This is a genomic window from Dactylosporangium sp. CA-152071, assembly GCF_050936335.1.
Lineage (GTDB): Bacteria > Actinomycetota > Actinomycetes > Mycobacteriales > Micromonosporaceae > Dactylosporangium > Dactylosporangium maewongense.
In genome coordinates this window covers 3,867,687-3,886,398 of sequence record NZ_JBNJMZ010000002.1, presented here as the reverse complement: position 1 = coordinate 3,886,398, position 18,712 = coordinate 3,867,687, and the positions used below count along the sequence as shown (strand labels likewise).

Here is an 18,712-nt window from a genome sequence, read left to right as displayed (position 1 = left end):
TCACCCCGTAACACACTGGTCACCCGAGCGACACGAATGGAGCTCCCTATGCCTTGGTCGGCACCCGCCCCCGGCCATCGACGTCTCTCACGATCTACGACCGGCCGGCGCGCCATGCGCACCGGCGCCATCGCCACCGCGGTGGCCGCGATGCTGTGCACCTACATCGTGCTGGTCGTGACCCGCGCCGACGCCGCGGAGACCCTGCTGTCGCAGGGCAAGCCCACCACCGCCTCGTCGACGGAGAACGCCGGCTCCCCCGCCTCCAACGCGACTGACGGCAACACCGGCACCCGCTGGTCGAGCGCGTTCAGCGACCCGCAGTGGATCCAGGTCGACCTGGGCTCCACGCAGACCATCACCCGCGTGGCGCTCAACTGGGAAGCCGCCTACGCCACCGCGTACCAGATCCAGACCTCCGCCAACGGCACGACCTGGACGCAGATCTACGCCACCACGACCTCCACCGGCGGCAACCAGAGCCTCACCGTCAACGGCTCCGGCCGCTACGTGCGGGTCAACACCACCGCCCGGGCGACGCAGTACGGCGTGTCGCTGTGGGAGTTCCAGGTGTACGGCGGCAGCACGCCGTCCGGCTGCGGCACCGCCAACGTGGCGCAGGGCAAGACGGCCACCGCCTCCTCGACGGAGAACGCCGGCACGCCCGCCGCGTCCGCGTTCGACGGCAACAACGGCACCCGCTGGTCCAGCGCCGCGTCCGACCCGCAGTGGCTGCAGGTCGACCTCGGCACCACCCAGGCCATCTGCGGCGTGACCCTGAACTGGGAGGCGGCCTACGCGACCGCGTTCCAGATCCAGACGTCCACCAACGGCACCACCTGGACGCAGATCTACGGCACGACCACCGGCACCGGCGGCGTGCAGGACCTGACCGTCACCGGCTCCGGCCGGTACGTGCGCATCAACGGCACCGCGCGGGCCACGCAGTGGGGCTACTCGCTGTGGGAGGTCCAGGTCCGCGTGCAGGGCGCGCCGCCCACCACGAACGACACCCCGAGCAGCAGCCCGAGCCAGAGCCCGAGCCAGCCGCCCGGCAACACGGTCCTGCTGTCGTACAAGAAGCCGGGCTTCGCGTCGACCTCGCAGAACGACAGCAACTGCAACCCGTGCACGCCGGACAAGGCGTTCGACAACGACCCGGCGAGCCGCTGGGCGACGAACCCGACCGGTGGCTGGGTCGACCCGGGCTGGATCTACGTCGACCTCGGCGCGACCGCGCAGATCAAGCAGGTCGTGCTGCAGTGGGACCCGGCGTACGCCGTGTCGTACCAGATCCAGACCTCCAACGACGCCGCCAACTGGACGCCGATCTACAACACCACGACGGGCAAGGGCTTCAAGGAGACCCTGAACGTCACCGGCACCGGCCGCTACGTGCGCATGTACGGCACGCAGCGCTCCAACGGCTACGGCTACTCGCTGTGGGAGTTCAAGGTGTACGGCACCGGCGGCCAGCCGGTCCAGCCGCCGGCGAACCCCGCCGACCCGATCTTCCCGGCGACGAACCTGGTGTGGTCCGACGAGTTCAACACCGGCACCAACGTCGACACCTCCAAGTGGACGATCGACCCCGGCACCGGCCAGAACGGTGAGATCCAGTACTACACGAACCTGGAGAACACCAGCATCCAGGGCGGCTCGCTGGTCATCGAGGCCCGCAAGCAGACCCTCGGCGGCCGCGACTACACCTCGGGCCGGATCAACACCAGCAACAAGTTCTCCACCCAGTACGGCCGGGTCGAGGCCCGGATCAAGGTCCCGAAGGGCAACGGCCTCTGGCCCGCGTTCTGGATGATGGGCACCGACTTCCTGACCGGCCGCCCCTGGCCGTACAACGGCGAGATCGACATCATGGAGATCCTCGGCAAGAACACCAACGAGATCTACTCGACGCTGCACGCGCCGGCCTACAACGGCGGTGGCGGCTACGGCCAGAAGATCTCCACGGTCGACCTGTCGCTGGACTACCACGTCTACTCGACCGAGTGGGACAGCAAGCACATGACCTTCCGCGTCGACAACCAGGTCATCCTGGTCGCCGACAAGGACACGGTCGAGACGACCCGCGGCCCGTGGGTGTACGACCACCAGTTCTACCTGATCCTCAACCTCGCGGTCGGCGGTGACTTCCCGGGCCCGATCGACGCCACCACGCCGTTCCCGTCCCGGATGTACGTCGACTACGTGCGGGTCTACAAGTGAGCGCCCGGGTCCTGGGGAGGGGCCTGACCAGGAAGTTCCTGATCGGGCTGGCGCTCACCGCACTGGTTGGCACGTACGCTTCGGTCCGTGCGTTCTCCGCGGACGCCGCTGAGATCCCGATTTCCCAAGGGAAGCCGGTCACGGCGTCGTCCGTGGAGAACGGGGGCGCCGCCGCCGCGAACGCGGTGGACGGCAACGGGGGCACCCGGTGGTCGAGCGCGTTCAGCGACCCGCAGTGGCTGCAGGTCGACCTGGGCGCGCCCGCCACGATCACCAGCGTGGTAATCAACTGGGAGGCCGCGTACGCCCGCGACTTCACCATCCAGACGTCGGCCAACGGCACCTCGTGGACGACGATCAACACCACCGTCAACGGCACCGGCGGCGTGCAGACGCTGAACGTGTCCGGCTCCGGCCGGTACGTGAAGCTGAACACGACCCGGCGGGCCACGCAGTACGGCGTGTCGCTGTGGGAGTTCCAGGTGTTCGGGACCGGCGGCAGCACGCCGACGAACAACCCGACCACCATCCCGCCGGGCGCGGTCCGGGTCGCGGAGTTCCTCGCCGACTGCCCGTTCAGCCACCGGCTGCCGGACGACCCGATCGTCTTCCCCGGCCTGCCCGGCGCGTCGCACATGCACAGCTTCTTCGGCAGCACCGTCACCAACGGCAACTCGACGGTCAACGACCTCGCCAACGGCCCGAGCAACTGCAACCCGGCCGTCGACAAGTCCTCGTACTGGGTGCCCACCCTGTACCAGGACGGGGTCGCGAAGGAGCCGGTGATCACCACCTTCTACTACCTCGGTGAAGGCGTCAGCGACGCCGTGCGGGAGCAGACCCAGCCGCTGCCCTTCGGGCTGCGGATCGTCGCCGGCAACGCGAAGGCGACGGCACCCGACGCGACCACCATCTCCCGCTGGTCCTGCCTGCACCACAACGAGTCCGGCGCGGGGAAGGACTTCATCAACTGCCCGGCCGACTCGATGCTGGAGTCGTACCTCGACTTCCCGCAGTGCTGGAACGGCCGCGACCTCGACTCCGCCGACCACAAGAGCCACATGGCCTACCCCGTCAACGGCGCCTGCCCGTCCACCCACCCGGTGCCGGTGCCCAAGCTGCGGCAGGTCCTGCGGTACCCGGTGAACGGTGACCCGTCGAGGATCCGGCTCAGCTCGGGTGCCGGGTTCACGATGCACGGCGACTTCTTCAACGCCTGGCCGCAGGCCGAGATGGAGCGCCGGGTCGCGTACTGCATCCGCCTGAAAGTCAAGTGCGGCGCCAACGGCACCGCGTAAGTTTCTGAATCTGGCCGTGGATGGACGAGACGCAAGCGCCGTCCATCCACGGCTCCCTTTTCCCACCGCGCGGGGGCACGATCTACCGTGAGAACCATGACGGGCAGCGACACGCGACCACCGACGCTGGAACAGGTCGCCAACTACGCCGGGGTCTCCCGCGCCACGGTCTCCCGCGTGATCAACGGGGTGCAGACCGTCGACCCTGAGCTGCGGCGCACCGTCGAGCGGGCGATCGCCGCGACGGGCTACGTGCCCAACCTCGCCGCCCGCTCGCTCGTCACCCGCCGCACCGACTCGATCGCGCTCGTGGTGTCGGAGCCGGAGAACCGCGGCTACGAGACGCCGTTCCTCACCCGTACGTTCACCGACCCCTACCTGGGCCGGGTCACCGCGGGGGCGCAGGAGGTGCTCCGCCCGCTCGGCATCCACCTGGTCATCTTCCTGGCCGACCCGCCGGCCCGCGAGCACGTCATGCGGTATCTGCGGCAGGGGCACGTCGACGGCGCCCTGCTCATCTCCAGCCACGTCGACGACCCGCTCCCGAGCCAGCTCGTCGACCTCGGCGTGCCCTGTGTCCTGTCGTGCCGGCCCGGCCGGCCCGTCCACACCAGCTTCGTCGACGTCGACCAGCGTGCCGGCGTCCGGCTCGCCGTGGACCGCCTGGCCGCCCTGGGCCGCCGCTGCATCGCCACCATCACCGGCCCCCTCGACATGCCCGCCGCCCAGGACCGCCTCGCCGGCTTCCACGCCGCCGTCGCCGCCCACGGCCAGGCCGACGCCCCCCACGTGGAGGGCGACTTTACCCGCGGCGGCGGCGAGCGCGCCGCCCGTGCGTTGCTGGCCTCCCACCCCGACGTCGACGGCATCTTCGTCGCCAACGACCTGATGGCCGACGGTGCGCTCCGCGTCATCCAGGAGTCCGGCCGCACCGTCCCGGACGACGTCGCGGTCATCGGCTTCGACGACAGCACCGCCGCCCTCGAGTGCCACCCCCAGCTGAGCACCGTCCGCCAGCCCGTCGAGGAGATGGCCGGCGAGATGGCCCAGCTCCTGCTCACCCGGATCCGCGAACCCGGCCGCTCCCCGCGCTCGGTCATCTTCAACCCGGAGCTGATCCTCCGCGCCTCCGCCTGACCCGCGCGGGCCGTCAGGTCAGGTCGGACAGGGCGGCGGCGAGGATGGTGACGCCCTCCTCGATGGCGGGCTCGGAGAGGTGGCCGTAGCCGAACAGCAGGCCCGGCGGGCCGGGGGCCAGGCGGAAGCGGCCGACGCCGTACACGGTGAGCCCTCGCGCCAGCGCGGCGGCCTCCACCGCTTCCTCCGGCAGGCCGGGTGGGAGCCACGCGACGAGGTGCTGGCCGGCGGCGATCCCGACGGGGCGGAGCCGGGGCAGGTGCCTGGCGAGGGCGGTCAGCAGGGTGTCGCGGCGGCGCCGGTACAGGGGGCGCATCCGCCGCAGGTGCCGGTCGAACTCGCCGCCGACGAGGAAGTCCGCGAAGGTCAGCTGGTCGATCGCCGGGGAGCCGCGGTCGGCGAGCACCTTCGCCTCGACGACCGGGGCGACGAGGTGCGGCGGCAGGACCATCCAGCCGAGCCGCAGGCCGGGCGCGAGGGTCTTGCTGGCGGAGCCGACGTACGCGACGCGGTCCGGGGCGAGGCCCTGCATGGCGCCGACGGCGGCCCGGTCGTAGCGGTACTCGGCGTCGTAGTCGTCCTCGATGACCAGCGCGCCGGTGGCGGCCCACCGGATGACGGCGGCGCGGGCGGCGGCGGGCAGGACGCCGCCGGTCGGCCACTGGTGCGACGGGGTCAGCACGAGCGCGTCGGCGGCCACCCCCGCGAGGGCCGTGACGTCGACACCGTCGGGGCCGACGGGGACGCCGGTCACGGTCATGCCGGAGGCCAGCGCCAGGGCGCGGGCGTCGTCGTCGGAGGACGGGTCCTCGACGGCGAGGCGGGTGGCGCCGGCCGCGCGGAGCACCTGGATCAGCAGGTTCGCCGCCTGGGCGTAGCCGCCGCAGATGACGATCGTCTCGGGGCGGGCGTCGGTGCCACGGACCCGGTTGAGGTAGTCGGCGAGGGCGGCCCGCAGCTCGGGGGTGCCCTGGCCGCTGGTGTAGCCGAGCCGGTCGGTGGGCGCGGTCGTCAGCACCCGCCGGACGGAGCGCAGCCACGCGGCGCGGGGGAAGCGCGACACGTCGGTGCGCCCGTAGCCGAAGCTGATCCGGGCCGGCGGCTCGACCTGGCGTGGCGGCGCGGCCGTGGGAGCCGGTCCGGTGGCGATCGTGGTGTACCCGCCGGACCGGCTGGTCAGGTACCCCTCGGCGGTCAGCTGCTCGTACGCCGTGACGACGACCCCACGGGAGACACCGAGCGACGCGGCGAGCGCCCGGCTGGACGGCAGCGCGCTGCCCACGGCGAGCCGGCCGCCGCGGATGCCCGTCCTGATCGCCGTCTCCAGCTGGCGGTGCAGCGGCCCGCCGGCGGGGTCGAGCGCGACGAGCAGCTCCGGATTGGTCCTCTCACGAGCCACAAGAACGGACCTTACCGCGGGGTCCAATCGGCGGGAAGCTCGACGCATGACGACAGGGACAGCAGAGGTGCTCCGGCCCGGCGACCCCGGTTACGACGACGCCCGGCAGGTGTGGAACGCGATGTTCGACCGCCGGCCCGCGATGATCGTGCGGTGCCGGACGGTCCAGGACGTGGCCGGCGCGGTCCGGGTCGCCCGCGAGCGGGACCTGGAGATCTCGGTACGGTGCGGCGGGCACAGCGCGGCCGGGTTCGGCGTCACCGACGGCGGCCTGATGATCGACCTGACGCCGATGGGGCGGGCGAGCGTCGACCCGGCCCGGCGCCGCGCGTACGTGCAGGGCGGGGCGCTGCTGGGCGCCCTCGACGACGCGGCGCAGCGCTACGGCCTGGCCACCACGGCGGGCAACGTGTCGCACACCGGCGTCGGCGGCCTCACGCTCGGCGGCGGCATGGGCTGGCTCGCCCGGCAGCACGGGCTCGCCTGCGACAACGTCGTCTCCTACGAGCTCGTCACGGCGGACGGAACCGTCGAGCGGGTCACCGACGGGGAGCTGTTCTGGGGGCTGAAGGGCGGCGGCGGCAACTTCGGGATCGTCACCGGGTTCGAGTTCGCGCTGCACGACACGGGCACCGAGGCGCTCGTCGTGGAGGCGACGTTCACCGGCGCCGCCCGGCACGCGGCGATGCGCCGCTGGCGCGACGAGCATCTCACCGCGCCGCGGCAGGCGACGTTCACCGCGTGGAGCGCCCCCGGCACCCTGACCCTCGGCTATGTCTGGGTGGGTCCGGGTTCCTTCTCCCCGGCGTTCCTCCAGGGTGGCGCCGTGACGCGGCAGCCCATGTCGTACCTGCAACTGCAGCGCCGCGAGGACAGCTCGGGCCGGCACGCGCTGCGCCGGTACGGGCGCTCGCACTACCTCAAGTCGATGCCCGACGCGGCGGTCGACGCCTTCATCGCCGCCGGCGAGCACTGCGGCACGGGCATGCAGGGGTACGGCGGCGCCATCGCCGACGTCGCCGAGGACGCCACCGCGTTCGGCCACCGCGACACCATGTTCGAGTTCGGCGCCGGCTCCTCGTGGACCGACCCCGCTCAGGACGGCGCCCGCCGGGCCGCGGCACGGGCCGCGGCGGCGCTGCTCGAGCCCTTCGCCGGCGGCGTCTACGTCAACTCGCTGGGGGATGAGGGCGCGGCGGGGGTGCGCCGGGCGTACCCGCCGGCGAAGCTGGCCCGGCTGACCGCGCTGAAGGACCGCTACGACCCGGACAACGTCTTCCACCTGAACCAGAACATCCCGCCGTCTGCCGCCCGTTTTTGTCGTACCCCGCCGGCATGATGACCGGCATGACACCCGACGTGCGGGAAGCGATGACCGCGCTGCTCGCCCTTCCCTCCCCGACGCCCGACGACGTCGACTGGGCCGGGTTCGAGCACTTCTATGGCAGGGCCGATGATGTGCCGGCGCTGCTGCGGGGCCTGCTGGACCCCGATCCGGAGACGGCTGAGCGCAGCCTCGCCACGCTGGGGAACAGGGTGTGCCATCAGGGTGGCAGCAGCGCGCCGGCGGCGCTGGCGGTGCCGTTCCTGATCCGTGCGGCGGCCGGTCCGGGCGTCCACGGCCGGGAGGGTCTGCTGCTGCTGGCGGCTCAGGCCGTCCGCTCCGACCGGTCGGGGCAGGCCTTGCGTTCCGACCTGCTCCGGGCCGCCGACGACGGCGACAGTTTCGGCGACCTGTCACCCGAGGCGGCCCGCGCCGCCGTGCTCGCCGGCGTGCCTTCGCTGCTGCCGTTGCTCGACGACGCCGGTCCCGGCAACCGGTCGGCGGCGGCGTTTGCGCTGGCCACGGTGCCACCGGCCGGCTCGCCCGAGGTGGCGGCGGCACTGCGCGGGCGGCTGGCGGTGGAGGCCGACCCGGTGGTGCGGATCTGCCTGGTGCTGGCCGTCGCGCAGCTGGCCCTCGACCACGGCGACGCTGCGGAGGTCGTCGCCTGGGCCGGGGACCTGTGGGGCGGCGAGGTCCATCCGCTCGACGTGCGGTTCGCGGCCGGGCTCGCCTGGCTGTCAGCGGCTCCGGCGGCGCCGCCGGAGCCGCTGCTGCGGCTGCTGCTGGCCGGGGCCGGCGCCGCGGAGGCCTGGATGCGGCGGGTGCCATGGGTGAGCCAGCAGCTGGACCACGGCATGGGCACGTGGCTCGTGGCGTTGCTCGGTGACACGCACGAGTTCCCGCTGCGGCCGGATCCGGTGGGCCGGCCGGCGGCGGAGGGGCGCGAGGCGGCCGGACGGTTCACGGCGGCGCTGACGACGCACGAGGATCCGGCGGTCGTGGTGTCGGCGTGCGAGGCGGCGGCACGGCAGGTCAGGATGTGGCGGGACGGGACGGGGGCGATGCTCGAGCTGCTCGCGGAGTGTCTCCACCACCCGAGCCGCGCGGTGCGGTCGGCGGCCGGCTCGCGCCTCGCGCGGTGCGGCGCCGTCCCGGACCGGGTCGCCGACCGGGTCGCGACCGTGCTCGACCACGACGACGACCCGGAGCTGCGGGGATGGGCCGCGCTCACCCTCGCCCACCGCGGCGACGCCCGCGCGGTCGCGCCGCTGATCGACCTGCTCACCGCCGGCACCTGCGCGCTGCCGGAAGGGTGGATCTGGATGGACAGGACGCCACAGCGGCTGCTGGACCTGATGCGGCCGCACGCGGCCGCGCTGCTGCCCGCGGTCGTGCACCGGCTCACCGCCGGCGACACCGACGGCTGGCGGCACGTCCGGCAGGACCTCGTCGCCGGGCTGTCCAGCTGGCGGGAGGACGCCGCGGGCGCCGCCGAAGCGCTCGCCCGCCTGCTCGGCGACGCGGAGTTCGACCGGACGGCCGGCCATGCGTCCGGGCACAAGGCCGTGGCCACGGCGCTCGGCAGGATCGGGCCGGCGGCCGGCGTCGCGGTGCCCGCGTTGGATCGGCTTGCCGCCGGCATCGCGGTGCCTGCGCCGGATCGGCTTGCCGCCGGCGTCGTGGTGCCTGCACTGGATCGGCTTGCTGCCGGCGTCGTGGTGCTTGCGTTGGATCGGCTCGCCGCCGGAGCGGCGCCGGACTCCCTCGGCACCCTGCTCTGGGCGCGGTGGCGGATCACCGGTGAGGAGACCAGCGCGACCGCGGCGGCCCTCGCCCGGCTCGCCGCCGTCCCACTGGCCGACGTGACGGCGCTGTCGCTGCTCGCGGACATGGGTCCCGCCGCCGCGGGGCACGAGGCGGTGATCCGCGGCAGACTCACCGACTCCTTCGAGTGGGCCCGGGCCGAGGCAGCGAACGCCCTCTGGCGGTGCACCGCGGACGCGTCCGGCGCGCTGCCGGTCCTGACCGAGCTTGTTGACGGGGTTCCGTGGGCGCCGCTGTTCGGGGCCGGCCACGGGACGGTCGTCGGGTGTCTGGCCGACATCGGTCCGGCGGCGGCGCCGGCGGTCCCGGCGATGGTCGCGTTCCTTGACCGGGACCGCAGGCCGGGCACCGACGGGCCGCGGCACGACCCGGTCAGCTGGGACCAGCATGCGGTCGCCACCGTCAGGTCCGCCGTCCACCGCATCCATGGCGGGCCGGCGCCGCGCGAGGTGCTCACGGCTGCCGACGGCGGTTGACGTGGTGGACGGCAGCGGTCGGTAGCAGGGCGTGGCAGGCGCCGGACACGACGGGCCACCGGCCGTGCCGGTGGCCACGCGGCGGAGGTTGCGTAAGGGCAGGTCCCCGGAGCCCCGTCCAGGTTGTGGACGGCCTCGGTCTCTTGGCGACGGTCTGCGTTGATGGGCGGGGTCAGGCCTGCCTGGCGAGGTCGGCGAGCGGCGCGCCGGTGAGCCGGTAGATGGCGATGTCCTCGCCGAGCACGGAGGGGATCTCGGCGCCGATCGAGCGGTAGTAGGCGTCGACCGGGTCGTTGGTGGGCCGGCCCCACCACTGCATGTGGCGGTAGCCGCGTTCGGCGCAGACCGCGGCCACGGTGCTCAGCAGGGCGGTGTCGACGCCGGTGCCGACGGCGTCCTCGCGGATGTAGATGTCGTCGACGTGGATCGCGGTGCCGCGCCAGGTGCTGTAGACCAGCGCCCACAGGGTGTACCCGACGACGTCGCCGGTCTTGTCGTCGATCGCGAGGTGGGCCCAGGCGACGGGTGCGGGGCCGAACAGGGCGCGGCCGAGCTCGGCCTCGTCCGTGCTGATCTGGTCGGTCGCCTCCTCGCTGGCGGCCATGTCCAGCACCAGCGAGTGGAGCAGGCCGAGGTCGTCGGCGGTGACTTCACGAATCATGGCGGTCACGGTCGCACGTGTCCGGCCGGGGGGGCACTGGGGCTTCCCCTAAACATCGGCCGCAATCCCTACCTTCGCGGGGGGTTCGGTGCTGACCATGGGTCATCGGCGGCGACTTCGGGGGCGTGGCCACCGCAACTCAGTGTCCACTGTGCGGAGAGGCGGCCTCGATGGAGGCGGTACGTTTCGATCTCAGCCCCTCGGAGATACCCGAGACCTGGTACAACATGGCCGCCGACCTCGACTACGTGGCGCCGGCGCTGAGCCCGGCGACGGGCGAGCCGGTGACCCGTGACGACATGCTGCGGACGATGCCGGAGGCGCTGGTCGACCAGGAGCTCAGCCGGGAGCCGGAGTTCGAGATCCCGGGTGAGGTGCGGCAGTTCTACGCGCAGTGGCGGCCCACGCCGCTGATCCGGGCCCGCAATCTGGAGAAGGCGCTGGACACGCCGGCGCGGATCTACTTCAAGTACGAGGGCGTGGGCCCGACCGGCAGTTTCAAGCCGAACTCGGCGATCCCGCAGGCGTACTACAACAAGCGGGCCGGCAAGTCGGGTCTGATCGCCGAGACCGGGGCCGGGCAGTGGGGCAGCGCGATCTCGTTCGCGGCGTCGCTGTTCGGCATGTCGGCCAAGGTCTTCATGGTGCGGGTGAGCTTCCAGCAGAAGCCGCACCACCGCTCGCTGATGCAGATGTTCGGGGCGAGCTGCACGCCGAGCCCGAGCACGGAGACCGAGGCCGGGCGCGCGGTGCTCGACGAGAACCCCGACTTCCCGGGCAGCCTGAGCGTCGCGAAGTCGGAGGCGTTGCAGGTCGCGTTCGCCGACCCGCGGTGGGGCTACACGCGCGGCAGCGCGCTGAACCACGTGTGCGCGCATCAGACCGTCATCGGCCAGGAAGCCATCGTGCAGATGGAGCGGGCCGGCGACTACCCGGACATCGTGGTGGCGTGCGCGGGCGGCGGCAGCAACCTCGCCGGCCTGGCGTTCCCGTTCCTGCGCGCGCGGCTGCACGGTGGGCCGGACGTACGGCTGATCGCGGCGGAGCCGGCGGCGTGCCCGTCGCTGACGCAGGGCCGGATCGCCTACGACTACTCCGACACCGCCGGGCTCACCTCGCTGACCCGCACGCACACGCTGGGTCACCGGTTCGTGCCGCCGCCCGTGCACGCGGGTGGCCTGCGGGCGCACAACATCGCGCCGCTGGTCAGCCGGGTCGTGGAGGAGGGCCTGATGGAGGCGGTCGCGCTGCGCCAGCGGGACTGCTTCGAGGCGGGGGTGCTGTTCACCCGGACCGAGGGCATCGTGCCGGCCCCCGAGTCGACGCACGCGATCCGCGCCGCGGTCGACGAGGCACTGCGCGCCCGCGAGGAGGGCGTGACCAGGACGATCCTGTTCGGGCTCTCGGGGCACGGCAACTTCGACCTCAGCGCGTACGAGCGGTACCTCGGCGGCACGCTCGCCGACGACAGCATCGACCCGCAGGCCCTGGAGATCGGGCGCAACAGCATCCCGGTGCTGGCCGGAGCGGCGTCGTGAAGGGGCTCAGCGCGCTGCAGTTCGTCGCCCTGGGGGTCATCTGGGGCTCCAGCTACCCGCTGATCAAGCTTGCCGGCGAGGAGCTGAGCCCGGGCCAGCAGGTGCTGGGCCGCCTGGTCCTCGGATCGGCGGTCCTGGTGCTCATCGCCGCGGTCACCCGGTCCCGGCTGCCACGGTTCGGGTTCGTGTGGGTGCACATCACCGTGACCACCGTGCTCGGCATGGTCGCCCCGTTCCTGCTGCTGGCCTGGGGCGAGCAGCGCACCAGCGCCTCGATGGCCGGCGTGCTCACCGCGGCCACCCCGCTGCTGACCCTCGCACTGGCCACCGTGCAGCTGCGCAGCGAGCGGGCGACGGTGCGGCGCACGGCCGGGGTGGTCCTCGGGTTCGCCGGGATCGTGCTGGTGATGGCGCCGTGGTCCGAGCTGGGCGGCACGATCGGCGGCCAGCTGGCCTGCCTGGCCGTCGCCGGGATCTACGCCGCGCACGCCGTGTTCGTCCGCAAGTTCCTGTCCGACCGGGGCATCCCGCCGATCTCGTCGGCGACGGCCCAGACCCTCGTCGCGACGGTGCTGCTCGCCGTGCTGCAGCCGTTCCTCGGCTGGCACACCCCGTCGTCGGTCGGCTGGCACGTGGTGCTGAGCATCGTGTCGCTCGGCGTGTTCGGCACCGGCCTGGCGTACGTCCTCTACAACCGGCTGATCGCCGACATCGGCGCGACCGGCGCCTCCGCGGTGAACTACCTGGTCCCGTTCATCAGCCTGATCCTCAGCGCGGTGTTCCTCGGCGAGGCGATCACCTGGAACGTGCTGGTCGGCGGCGTGGTGATCGTGGCGAGCATCCTGCTCGGCGAGGACCAGCTGCGGCCCGGCGCCTGGCGGACCCAGTCCGGTCACGCGGAGGTCGCCGGTGATGCGAAGCCCTCCGGTGGCGGGGAGCCCTCCCGCGGCGGGGAGCCGGTCGCGGAAGCCGCACCCGCCGGCCGGGAGAGCTCATGACCGGGCGGGCGCTGGCCGACGCCGTGTACGCCGCGGCCCGGCTCGCTCCGGAGCGCACCGCCGTGTCGTACCGCGGCGGCGGGACCACATTCGCCGAGCTCATCGCCGCGAGTGAGGCCGCCGTGGTGGCGCTGGACAAGCTGGACCTGCCGGCGGGGCAGCCGATCGCGGTCCACGCGGCGAAGTCGCCGCAGACCATCGCCCTGATCCTGGCCTGCTTCGCCGCCGACCGTCCGGTGCTGCTGCTCTCCGTCGACCTCGGCGCGCAGGTGGCCGGCAGCCTGGTCCAGCGGGCCGGGTGCGCGGGCGTCGCCGAAGCGACCGGCGACGGCGCCTTCGACTGGTCCCCAGCGCCGGTCCCGGGCGATGCGCCGGCCCTGCCGCCGGACACGTGCCTGATGCTGACCACGTCCGGCTCGACCGGCGTACCGAAGATCGTCCCGCTGGGCGGGCCGGCGCTGGGCCGCTTCACCGGCTGGGCCGCCGGTACGTTCGAGCTGGGCGCCGGCACCCGGGTGCTCAGCTACGCACCGCTGAACTTCGACCTGAGCCTGCTCGACGTGTGGGCCACCCTCGGGCACGGCGGCACCGTCGTGCTCGTCGACCCCGACCGGGCGGCCAACCCTGCGTACCTGCTGGACCTCGTCACCACCGCCCGGCCGCACGTGGTGCAGGCGGTGCCGATGTTCTACCGGCTGCTCCTGGACGCCGCAGCCGCAGCCGCCGCAGCCGCCGCCGCGGACGGCGGGGTCGCGGTGCCGGACGTGCGGCACGTCGTGCTGACCGGCGACCACACGCCGCCCGCGCTGCGCGCCGCCCTGCCGGACCTGTTCCCCGCGGCGGTCCTGCACAACGTGTACGGCTGCACCGAGACCAACGACAGCTTCATCCACACGTTCGGCGCGGACGAGGCCCGGGACGGCGAGCCGCTGCCGCTCGGGGCGCCGCTCCCCGGCGTGCACGCTCACCTGGCCGGCGACGACGGGGAGCCCTTCGACGGGCCCGGCACCGGCGAGCTGGTGGTGTCGACGCCGTTCCAGGCCGCCGGGTACCTGGCCGGCGACCGTTTCCCGGTCCGGGACGGCCACGCCTGGTACCGCACCGGCGACCTGGTCACCCGCGACGACCGCGGCCGGCTCGTGCTCGTCGGGCGCACCGACTTCCAGGTCAAGGTCCGCGGCGTGCGGATCAGCCTGGAGGAGGTCGAGCAGGTCCTGCTCGCCCACCCCGACGTCGCCGAGGCGGCCGTGGTCGCGCTGCCCGACGCCGCGGCCGGGGCCAGGATCACCGCCGTCGTGCGCCCCCGCTCCTCCGGGCTGACCGGCCTGCAGGTGCGCACCTGGTGCGCGCAACGCCTCACCCGCGCCGCCATCCCCGCGGTCTTCGACCTGCGCAGCGTCGCGCTGCCGGTCGGCGTCACCGGCAAGGTCGACCGCGCCCGCCTGAAGAAGGAACTGACCGTATGAGCAGCCATCAGCGCGAGATCAGCGAGTACCTCGTCACGCGGTACCTGCCCGGGACCCCGGCCACGGAGCTGCCGGGCGACTACGACCTGCTCGACAACGGAGTCGTCGACAGCCTCAGCCTGCTGGAGCTGGTCGGCTGGGTCAGCGAGCGGTACGCCGTCGCCCTCGACCAGATCGACCTGAACCCGGACGACTTCCGTTCGGTGGCGGCGGTCGACCGCTTCATCGCCCGCAACACCCGGATCCGCGACGCCGCCTTAGCGGCAGAGAAGGAGTGACTCCATGATCGTCCGGGACCAGAGCCAAGCCAAGACGGTCGACTGGGGCAACGGCCTGAGCCGCCGGTACCTGCTGGAGGCCGACAAGATGGGCTTCACCGTCTGCCACACGACGGTACGCCCGGGCACCAAGTCGCGGCTGCAGTACCGCCGGCACCTGGAGGCGTGCCTGTGCATCCGCGGCACGGGGCGGGTGGTCACCGCGGACGGGCAGGAGTTCGAGATCACCCCCGGCGTCATGTACGCCCTCGACGCGCACGACGCGCACTTCCTGATCGCCGACCCCGACAGCGAGCTCGAACTGATCAGCGTCTTCAACCCGCCGCTGATCGGCGACGAGGTCCACTCGCTGGACTCCGACGAGCACTCCCAGTACTGAGATGGCCTGGTCCCGGGAGCAACAGGAGCTGCACGACGCCGTGCTCGCGGTCGCCGCGACGCTGGGCACCGACCACGTCGAACGCGACGCGGCGGGCACCTTCGACACCGAAGGCTGGAAGAAGCTCGCCGAGCTGGGACTGTTCGGGCTGCCGTTCGCCGAGCAGTACGGGGGACTGGCCCAGGACCTGCCGACCACGATGTACGCGCTGGAGGCCCTCGGCACGGCGTGCCGCGACGGGGGCCTGAGCTTCTCGGTGGTGACCCACCTGGTCAGCACCGGGGTGGCCCTGCACCGGTTCGGCTCGGCCGAGCTCAAGCGGCGGTACCTGCCGGACGTCTGCGCCGGCAGCGTCATCGGGGCGCACGCCGTCACCGAGCCGGCGGGCGGCTCGGACATCACCCCGATGCGCACCACGGCGGTGCCCGACGGCGACGGCTTCGTCCTCAACGGCAGCAAGGCGTTCGTCAGCAACGGCCCGATCGCCGACGTCATCCTCGTCTACGCCCGCACCGGCAAGCTCGGCAACCCGGCCGCGATCAGCACGTTCCTGGTGCCGCGCGGCACCCCCGGGCTCAGCGTCGGCCAGCCGGTGGACAAGATGGGGCTGCGCACCTCGCCGCTGGCCGAGCTGTTCCTCGACGACGTCCGGGTGCCCCGCGCGAACCTGGTCGGCTCGCCGGGCGCTGGCCTGCTGATCCTCGACGCGGTGATGAAGTGGGAGATCCTCTGCGGCTTCGTCGTCAACCTCGGCGAGATGCAGCACCGGCTCGACCGCTGCGTGCAGTACGCCCGCACCCGGCGGCAGTTCGGCCAGCACATCGGCCACTACCAGTCGATCTCGCACCGGATCGTCGACATGGGCACCGACGTGGAGACCGCTCGCATGTGGCTCTACGGGACCGCCCGCAAGCTGGCCGCGGGCGGCAACGTGACCACCGACGTCGCCCGCACCAAGCTGATCGTCAGCGAGAGCAACGTGCGCTCCGCCCTCGCGGCCGTGCAGATCTTCGGCGGCTACGGGTACACGACGGAGTACGGGCTGGAGAAGGAGCTGCGCAACTCGGTGTCCGGCACGATCTACTCCGGCACGTCGGAGATCCAGCGGGAGCGGCTCGCCGCCCTGATGGGCCTGCACCGTCCCTTGGAAGTGTCATGACAGCGAACCCGACGGCACCTACGTTCTTCCTGGACCACGACCACCCCGCCGTCGCCGCCTTCGTCGGCAATGCCCTGGCCGGCCTGGACGAGGGCGCCACCGACGTCGACAAGGCGGTCCGGCTCTACTACGCCGTGCGCGACGGCATCCTGTACGACGTCTATCACGCCGACCTGAGCCGCGCCGGCCTGACCGCCAGCGCCGTCATCGGCCGCGGCCGCGGCTTCTGCCTGCACAAGTCCATCGTGTACGCGGCCGCGGTGCGCGCGGCCGGCATCCCCAGCCGCATCACCTACGGCGACGTGCGCAACCACCTCGCCTCGCCCCGGCTGCGCGACCTCGTCGGCGGTGACGTGTTCTTCCACAGCCTGACCACGGTGCACCTGGACGGGCGGTGGGTCAGAGCCACGCCGGTGTTCAACAAGCTGCTGTGCAAGCTCTACGGGATGGCGCCGCTGGAGTTCGACGGCCGCGCCGACAGCCTCTACCACCCGTTCGACGGCGACGGCAACCGGCACATGGAGTTCCTCAAGTTCTACGGCGACTTCGACGACGTGCCGTACGACCTGGTCATCTCGACCATGCGCAGCAAGCACCCCAGGTTCCTGTCGAGCGCGTCCACGACCCCGTCCGGTTCGCTGGTCGCCGAGGCGCCGTAGGGACCATCCACGGCCGGCACCAGGGGGAAACAGCGACGGGCGCCACGGTCCGCCGGCGGAAAACGGGTTAATCCGGATCGCGAAGAATTACTAGGCTCCGGCGATGGCACTTGTGGAGGCTCGAGAACTGACCAAGGTCTTCCGCAGGCCGGACAAGGATCCGGGGCTGCGGGGGGCCGTCAAACATCTCTTCGTGCGGCGGTTCGTGGACAAGACCGCCGTCGATCACGTCGACCTGACGATCGAGGCCGGTGAGGCCGTCGCGTACGTGGGGCCGAACGGCGCCGGGAAGTCGACGACCGTGAAGCTGCTCAGCGGGATCCTGATGCCGACCTCGGGTGAGGTCCGCATCGACGGGTTGTCGCCGCAGAAGGACCGGATCGCGATGTCGCACCGGATCGGCGTGCTGTTCGGGCAGCGGACGCAGCTCTGGTGGGACCTGCCGGTGTCGGAGTCCCTGGCGGTGCTGCGCGACGTGTACGGCATCGACCACGGCACGTTCCGCAAGCGCATGGCCAGGTTCGAGGACGTCCTGGAGCTCGGCGAGGTGCTGCCGGTCCTGGGCCGGAAGCTGTCGCTCGGGCAGCGGATGCGGGCCGACCTCGCCGCGGCGCTGCTGCACGACCCGCCGGTCGTGTACCTGGACGAGCCGACGATCGGGCTGGACCTCGCCGTGAAGGACCGGGTCCGGGAGTTCTTCCGGACGGTCCGCGACGAGGGCACCACGGTCATGCTGACCAGCCACGACCTCGGCGACATCGAAGGGTTCTGCCGGCGGCTCGTCATCATCGACGGGGGCAGGATCATCTTCGACGGGGACCTGGAGGCGGTGAAGGACGCGTTCGCCCGCGAGCGGATCCTCAACGTGCAGACGGAGACGGCGGTGCCGCTGGACGACGTCCGCGCCGCGCTGCCGGGCGCGACGATCGAGCCGGGCGAGACGCCGCCGCAGTTCGCGGTGCGGTTCGACCGGTTCGCGATGACCGCGGGACAGGTCGTCACGGCGCTCGCGCCGCTGGCGAACCTCGTCGACTTCGGTGTCGACGAGCCGTCCATCGAGGATGTCATCCGGCGGGTGTACAGCGGGGAACTGGTGCTCCAGTCATGAAGCCCTATCTCGCCCACGCCCGGGCGACGGCGTTGAGCGCGCTGGCGTACCGCGCCAACTTCCTGCTGTCGCTCGGTGGCGTCGCGTTCCAGCTCATTGCGTTGCTCGCCGTCTGGCGGGTGCTGCTCGCCGACGGCCCGGTCGGCGGGTTCGCGTGGCCGCAGATGCGCGCGTACCTGGTGGTCGCGTTCGCCTCCGGCGCCCTCGTCGGCGCGTTCGTCGACTTCCGCATGTCGCACCGGATCCGGTCCGGGCTCGTCGCGCTGGACCTGGTGAAGCCGGTGGACTACCAGCGGGCCAGGTTCGCCGAGACGGTCGGCGGCGTGTGGATCGAGGTCGTGGCGGTGGTGGTGGTCGTCGCGGTGACCGTCGCGGTCGGCGGGGCGCTCGACACGCCGCCGGGGCCGATGCTGGCGCTGTTCGCGGCCAGCATGGTGCTGATCGTGCCGCTGAAGTTCGCCGTGTCGTACCTGAGCACGCTCGCCTGCTTCTGGACGGAGAACTTCGTCGGCGTGATGTGGGCCAGGCAGGCGCTGACCGGGCTGCTGTCCGGTGCGCTGGTGCCGCTGGTGTACTTCCCGGGCTGGCTGGCCACGGCGGCGCAGTGGTCGCCGTTCGCCGGACTCACCTCCACGCCGGCGCTGATCTTCATCGGGAAGGCGTCCGGGTCGCACGCGGTCCTGCTGGTCGCCACCCAGCTCGGCTGGGTCCTCGTGATGTGGTTCGGCGCCCGGCTGCTGTTCCGGCGGGGGCTGCGCCGGCTGACCGTGAACGGGGGTTGA

At 72.5% G+C, this 18,712-nt stretch carries 16 protein-coding genes; 14 read left to right on the top strand and 2 right to left on the bottom strand.

Going from position 1 to position 18,712, the window contains the following annotated elements; translation table 11 throughout:
- Positions 1-114: 114 nt before the first annotated feature.
- From ACQEVZ_RS57415 to ACQEVZ_RS57405, 3 genes are all read left to right on the top strand, one after another.
- Entirely contained in the window at positions 115-2,223 is a 2,109-nt protein-coding gene (locus ACQEVZ_RS57415; RefSeq protein WP_433384890.1) for a discoidin domain-containing protein, read from the top strand.
- Positions 2,220-3,521 (top strand): DUF1996 domain-containing protein, encoded by a 1,302-nt coding sequence (locus ACQEVZ_RS57410; protein ID WP_344504704.1) that lies wholly within the window; start codon positions 2,220-2,222, stop codon positions 3,519-3,521. The genes ACQEVZ_RS57415 and ACQEVZ_RS57410 overlap by 4 nt, the downstream gene beginning before the upstream one ends.
- Before the next feature lie 96 nt (positions 3,522-3,617).
- Positions 3,618-4,658 (top strand): LacI family DNA-binding transcriptional regulator, encoded by a 1,041-nt coding sequence (locus tag ACQEVZ_RS57405; RefSeq protein WP_344504705.1) that lies wholly within the window; start codon positions 3,618-3,620, stop codon positions 4,656-4,658.
- Positions 4,659-4,671: 13 nt separating this feature from the next.
- On the opposite strand, the gene ACQEVZ_RS57400 is transcribed toward ACQEVZ_RS57405, so the two are convergent.
- Entirely contained in the window at positions 4,672-6,057 is a 1,386-nt protein-coding gene (locus tag ACQEVZ_RS57400; RefSeq protein ID WP_433384886.1) for a PLP-dependent aminotransferase family protein, read from the bottom strand.
- Between the two features lie 46 nt (positions 6,058-6,103).
- Between ACQEVZ_RS57400 and ACQEVZ_RS57395 the strand changes: the two genes are divergently transcribed.
- Both ACQEVZ_RS57395 and ACQEVZ_RS57390 read left to right on the top strand, forming a co-directional pair.
- On the top strand, positions 6,104-7,396 hold the full coding sequence (locus ACQEVZ_RS57395; protein ID WP_433384883.1) for an FAD-binding oxidoreductase: 1,293 nt from the start codon (positions 6,104-6,106) through the stop codon (positions 7,394-7,396).
- An 8-nt stretch (positions 7,397-7,404) separates the two neighbouring features.
- Positions 7,405-9,684: a HEAT repeat domain-containing protein gene (locus ACQEVZ_RS57390; protein WP_433384880.1), complete on the top strand. Its 2,280-nt coding sequence runs from the start codon at positions 7,405-7,407 to the stop codon at positions 9,682-9,684.
- A 172-nt stretch (positions 9,685-9,856) separates the two neighbouring features.
- Here the strand turns inward: ACQEVZ_RS57390 and ACQEVZ_RS57385 are convergent, their stop codons facing one another.
- Positions 9,857-10,345, bottom strand: a complete 489-nt coding sequence (locus ACQEVZ_RS57385) for a GNAT family N-acetyltransferase (RefSeq protein ID WP_344504709.1) — start codon at positions 10,343-10,345, stop codon at positions 9,857-9,859.
- A 170-nt stretch (positions 10,346-10,515) separates the two neighbouring features.
- On the opposite strand from ACQEVZ_RS57385, the gene ACQEVZ_RS57380 reads away from it, so the two are divergent.
- The 9 genes from ACQEVZ_RS57380 to ACQEVZ_RS57340 all read left to right on the top strand — a co-directional run bounded on the left by ACQEVZ_RS57380 (position 10,516) and on the right by ACQEVZ_RS57340 (position 18,712).
- Positions 10,516-11,883, top strand: a complete 1,368-nt coding sequence (locus ACQEVZ_RS57380; RefSeq protein WP_433384876.1) for a TrpB-like pyridoxal phosphate-dependent enzyme — start codon at positions 10,516-10,518, stop codon at positions 11,881-11,883.
- Positions 11,880-12,881 carry a DMT family transporter gene (locus tag ACQEVZ_RS57375; RefSeq protein ID WP_433384873.1) on the top strand — a complete coding sequence of 334 codons (1,002 nt, stop codon included), beginning with the start codon at positions 11,880-11,882 and terminating at the stop codon, positions 12,879-12,881. The genes ACQEVZ_RS57380 and ACQEVZ_RS57375 overlap by 4 nt, the downstream gene beginning before the upstream one ends.
- Positions 12,878-14,347, top strand: a complete 1,470-nt coding sequence (locus ACQEVZ_RS57370) for an AMP-binding protein (protein ID WP_433384870.1) — start codon at positions 12,878-12,880, stop codon at positions 14,345-14,347. Before ACQEVZ_RS57375 ends, ACQEVZ_RS57370 begins: the two co-directional genes overlap by 4 nt.
- A complete protein-coding gene (locus ACQEVZ_RS57365; RefSeq protein ID WP_433384867.1) occupies positions 14,344-14,625 on the top strand; it encodes a hypothetical protein in 282 nt (93 codons plus the stop codon). The genes ACQEVZ_RS57370 and ACQEVZ_RS57365 overlap by 4 nt, the downstream gene beginning before the upstream one ends.
- Before the next feature lie 4 nt (positions 14,626-14,629).
- A complete protein-coding gene (locus ACQEVZ_RS57360) occupies positions 14,630-15,004 on the top strand; it encodes an ectoine synthase (RefSeq protein WP_433384864.1) in 375 nt (124 codons plus the stop codon).
- 1 nt (position 15,005) lies between these two features.
- A complete protein-coding gene (locus ACQEVZ_RS57355) occupies positions 15,006-16,163 on the top strand; it encodes an acyl-CoA dehydrogenase family protein (RefSeq protein ID WP_433384861.1) in 1,158 nt (385 codons plus the stop codon).
- Positions 16,160-16,822, top strand: coding sequence for a transglutaminase-like domain-containing protein (locus ACQEVZ_RS57350; RefSeq protein WP_433384857.1), 663 nt, complete (start codon positions 16,160-16,162; stop codon positions 16,820-16,822). Before ACQEVZ_RS57355 ends, ACQEVZ_RS57350 begins: the two co-directional genes overlap by 4 nt.
- Positions 16,823-16,925: 103 nt before the next feature.
- Positions 16,926-17,930 carry an ABC transporter ATP-binding protein gene (locus ACQEVZ_RS57345; RefSeq protein ID WP_433384854.1) on the top strand — a complete coding sequence of 335 codons (1,005 nt, stop codon included), beginning with the start codon at positions 16,926-16,928 and terminating at the stop codon, positions 17,928-17,930.
- Positions 17,927-18,712 (top strand): ABC transporter permease, encoded by a 786-nt coding sequence (locus ACQEVZ_RS57340; RefSeq protein WP_433384851.1) that lies wholly within the window; start codon positions 17,927-17,929, stop codon positions 18,710-18,712. The genes ACQEVZ_RS57345 and ACQEVZ_RS57340 overlap by 4 nt, the downstream gene beginning before the upstream one ends.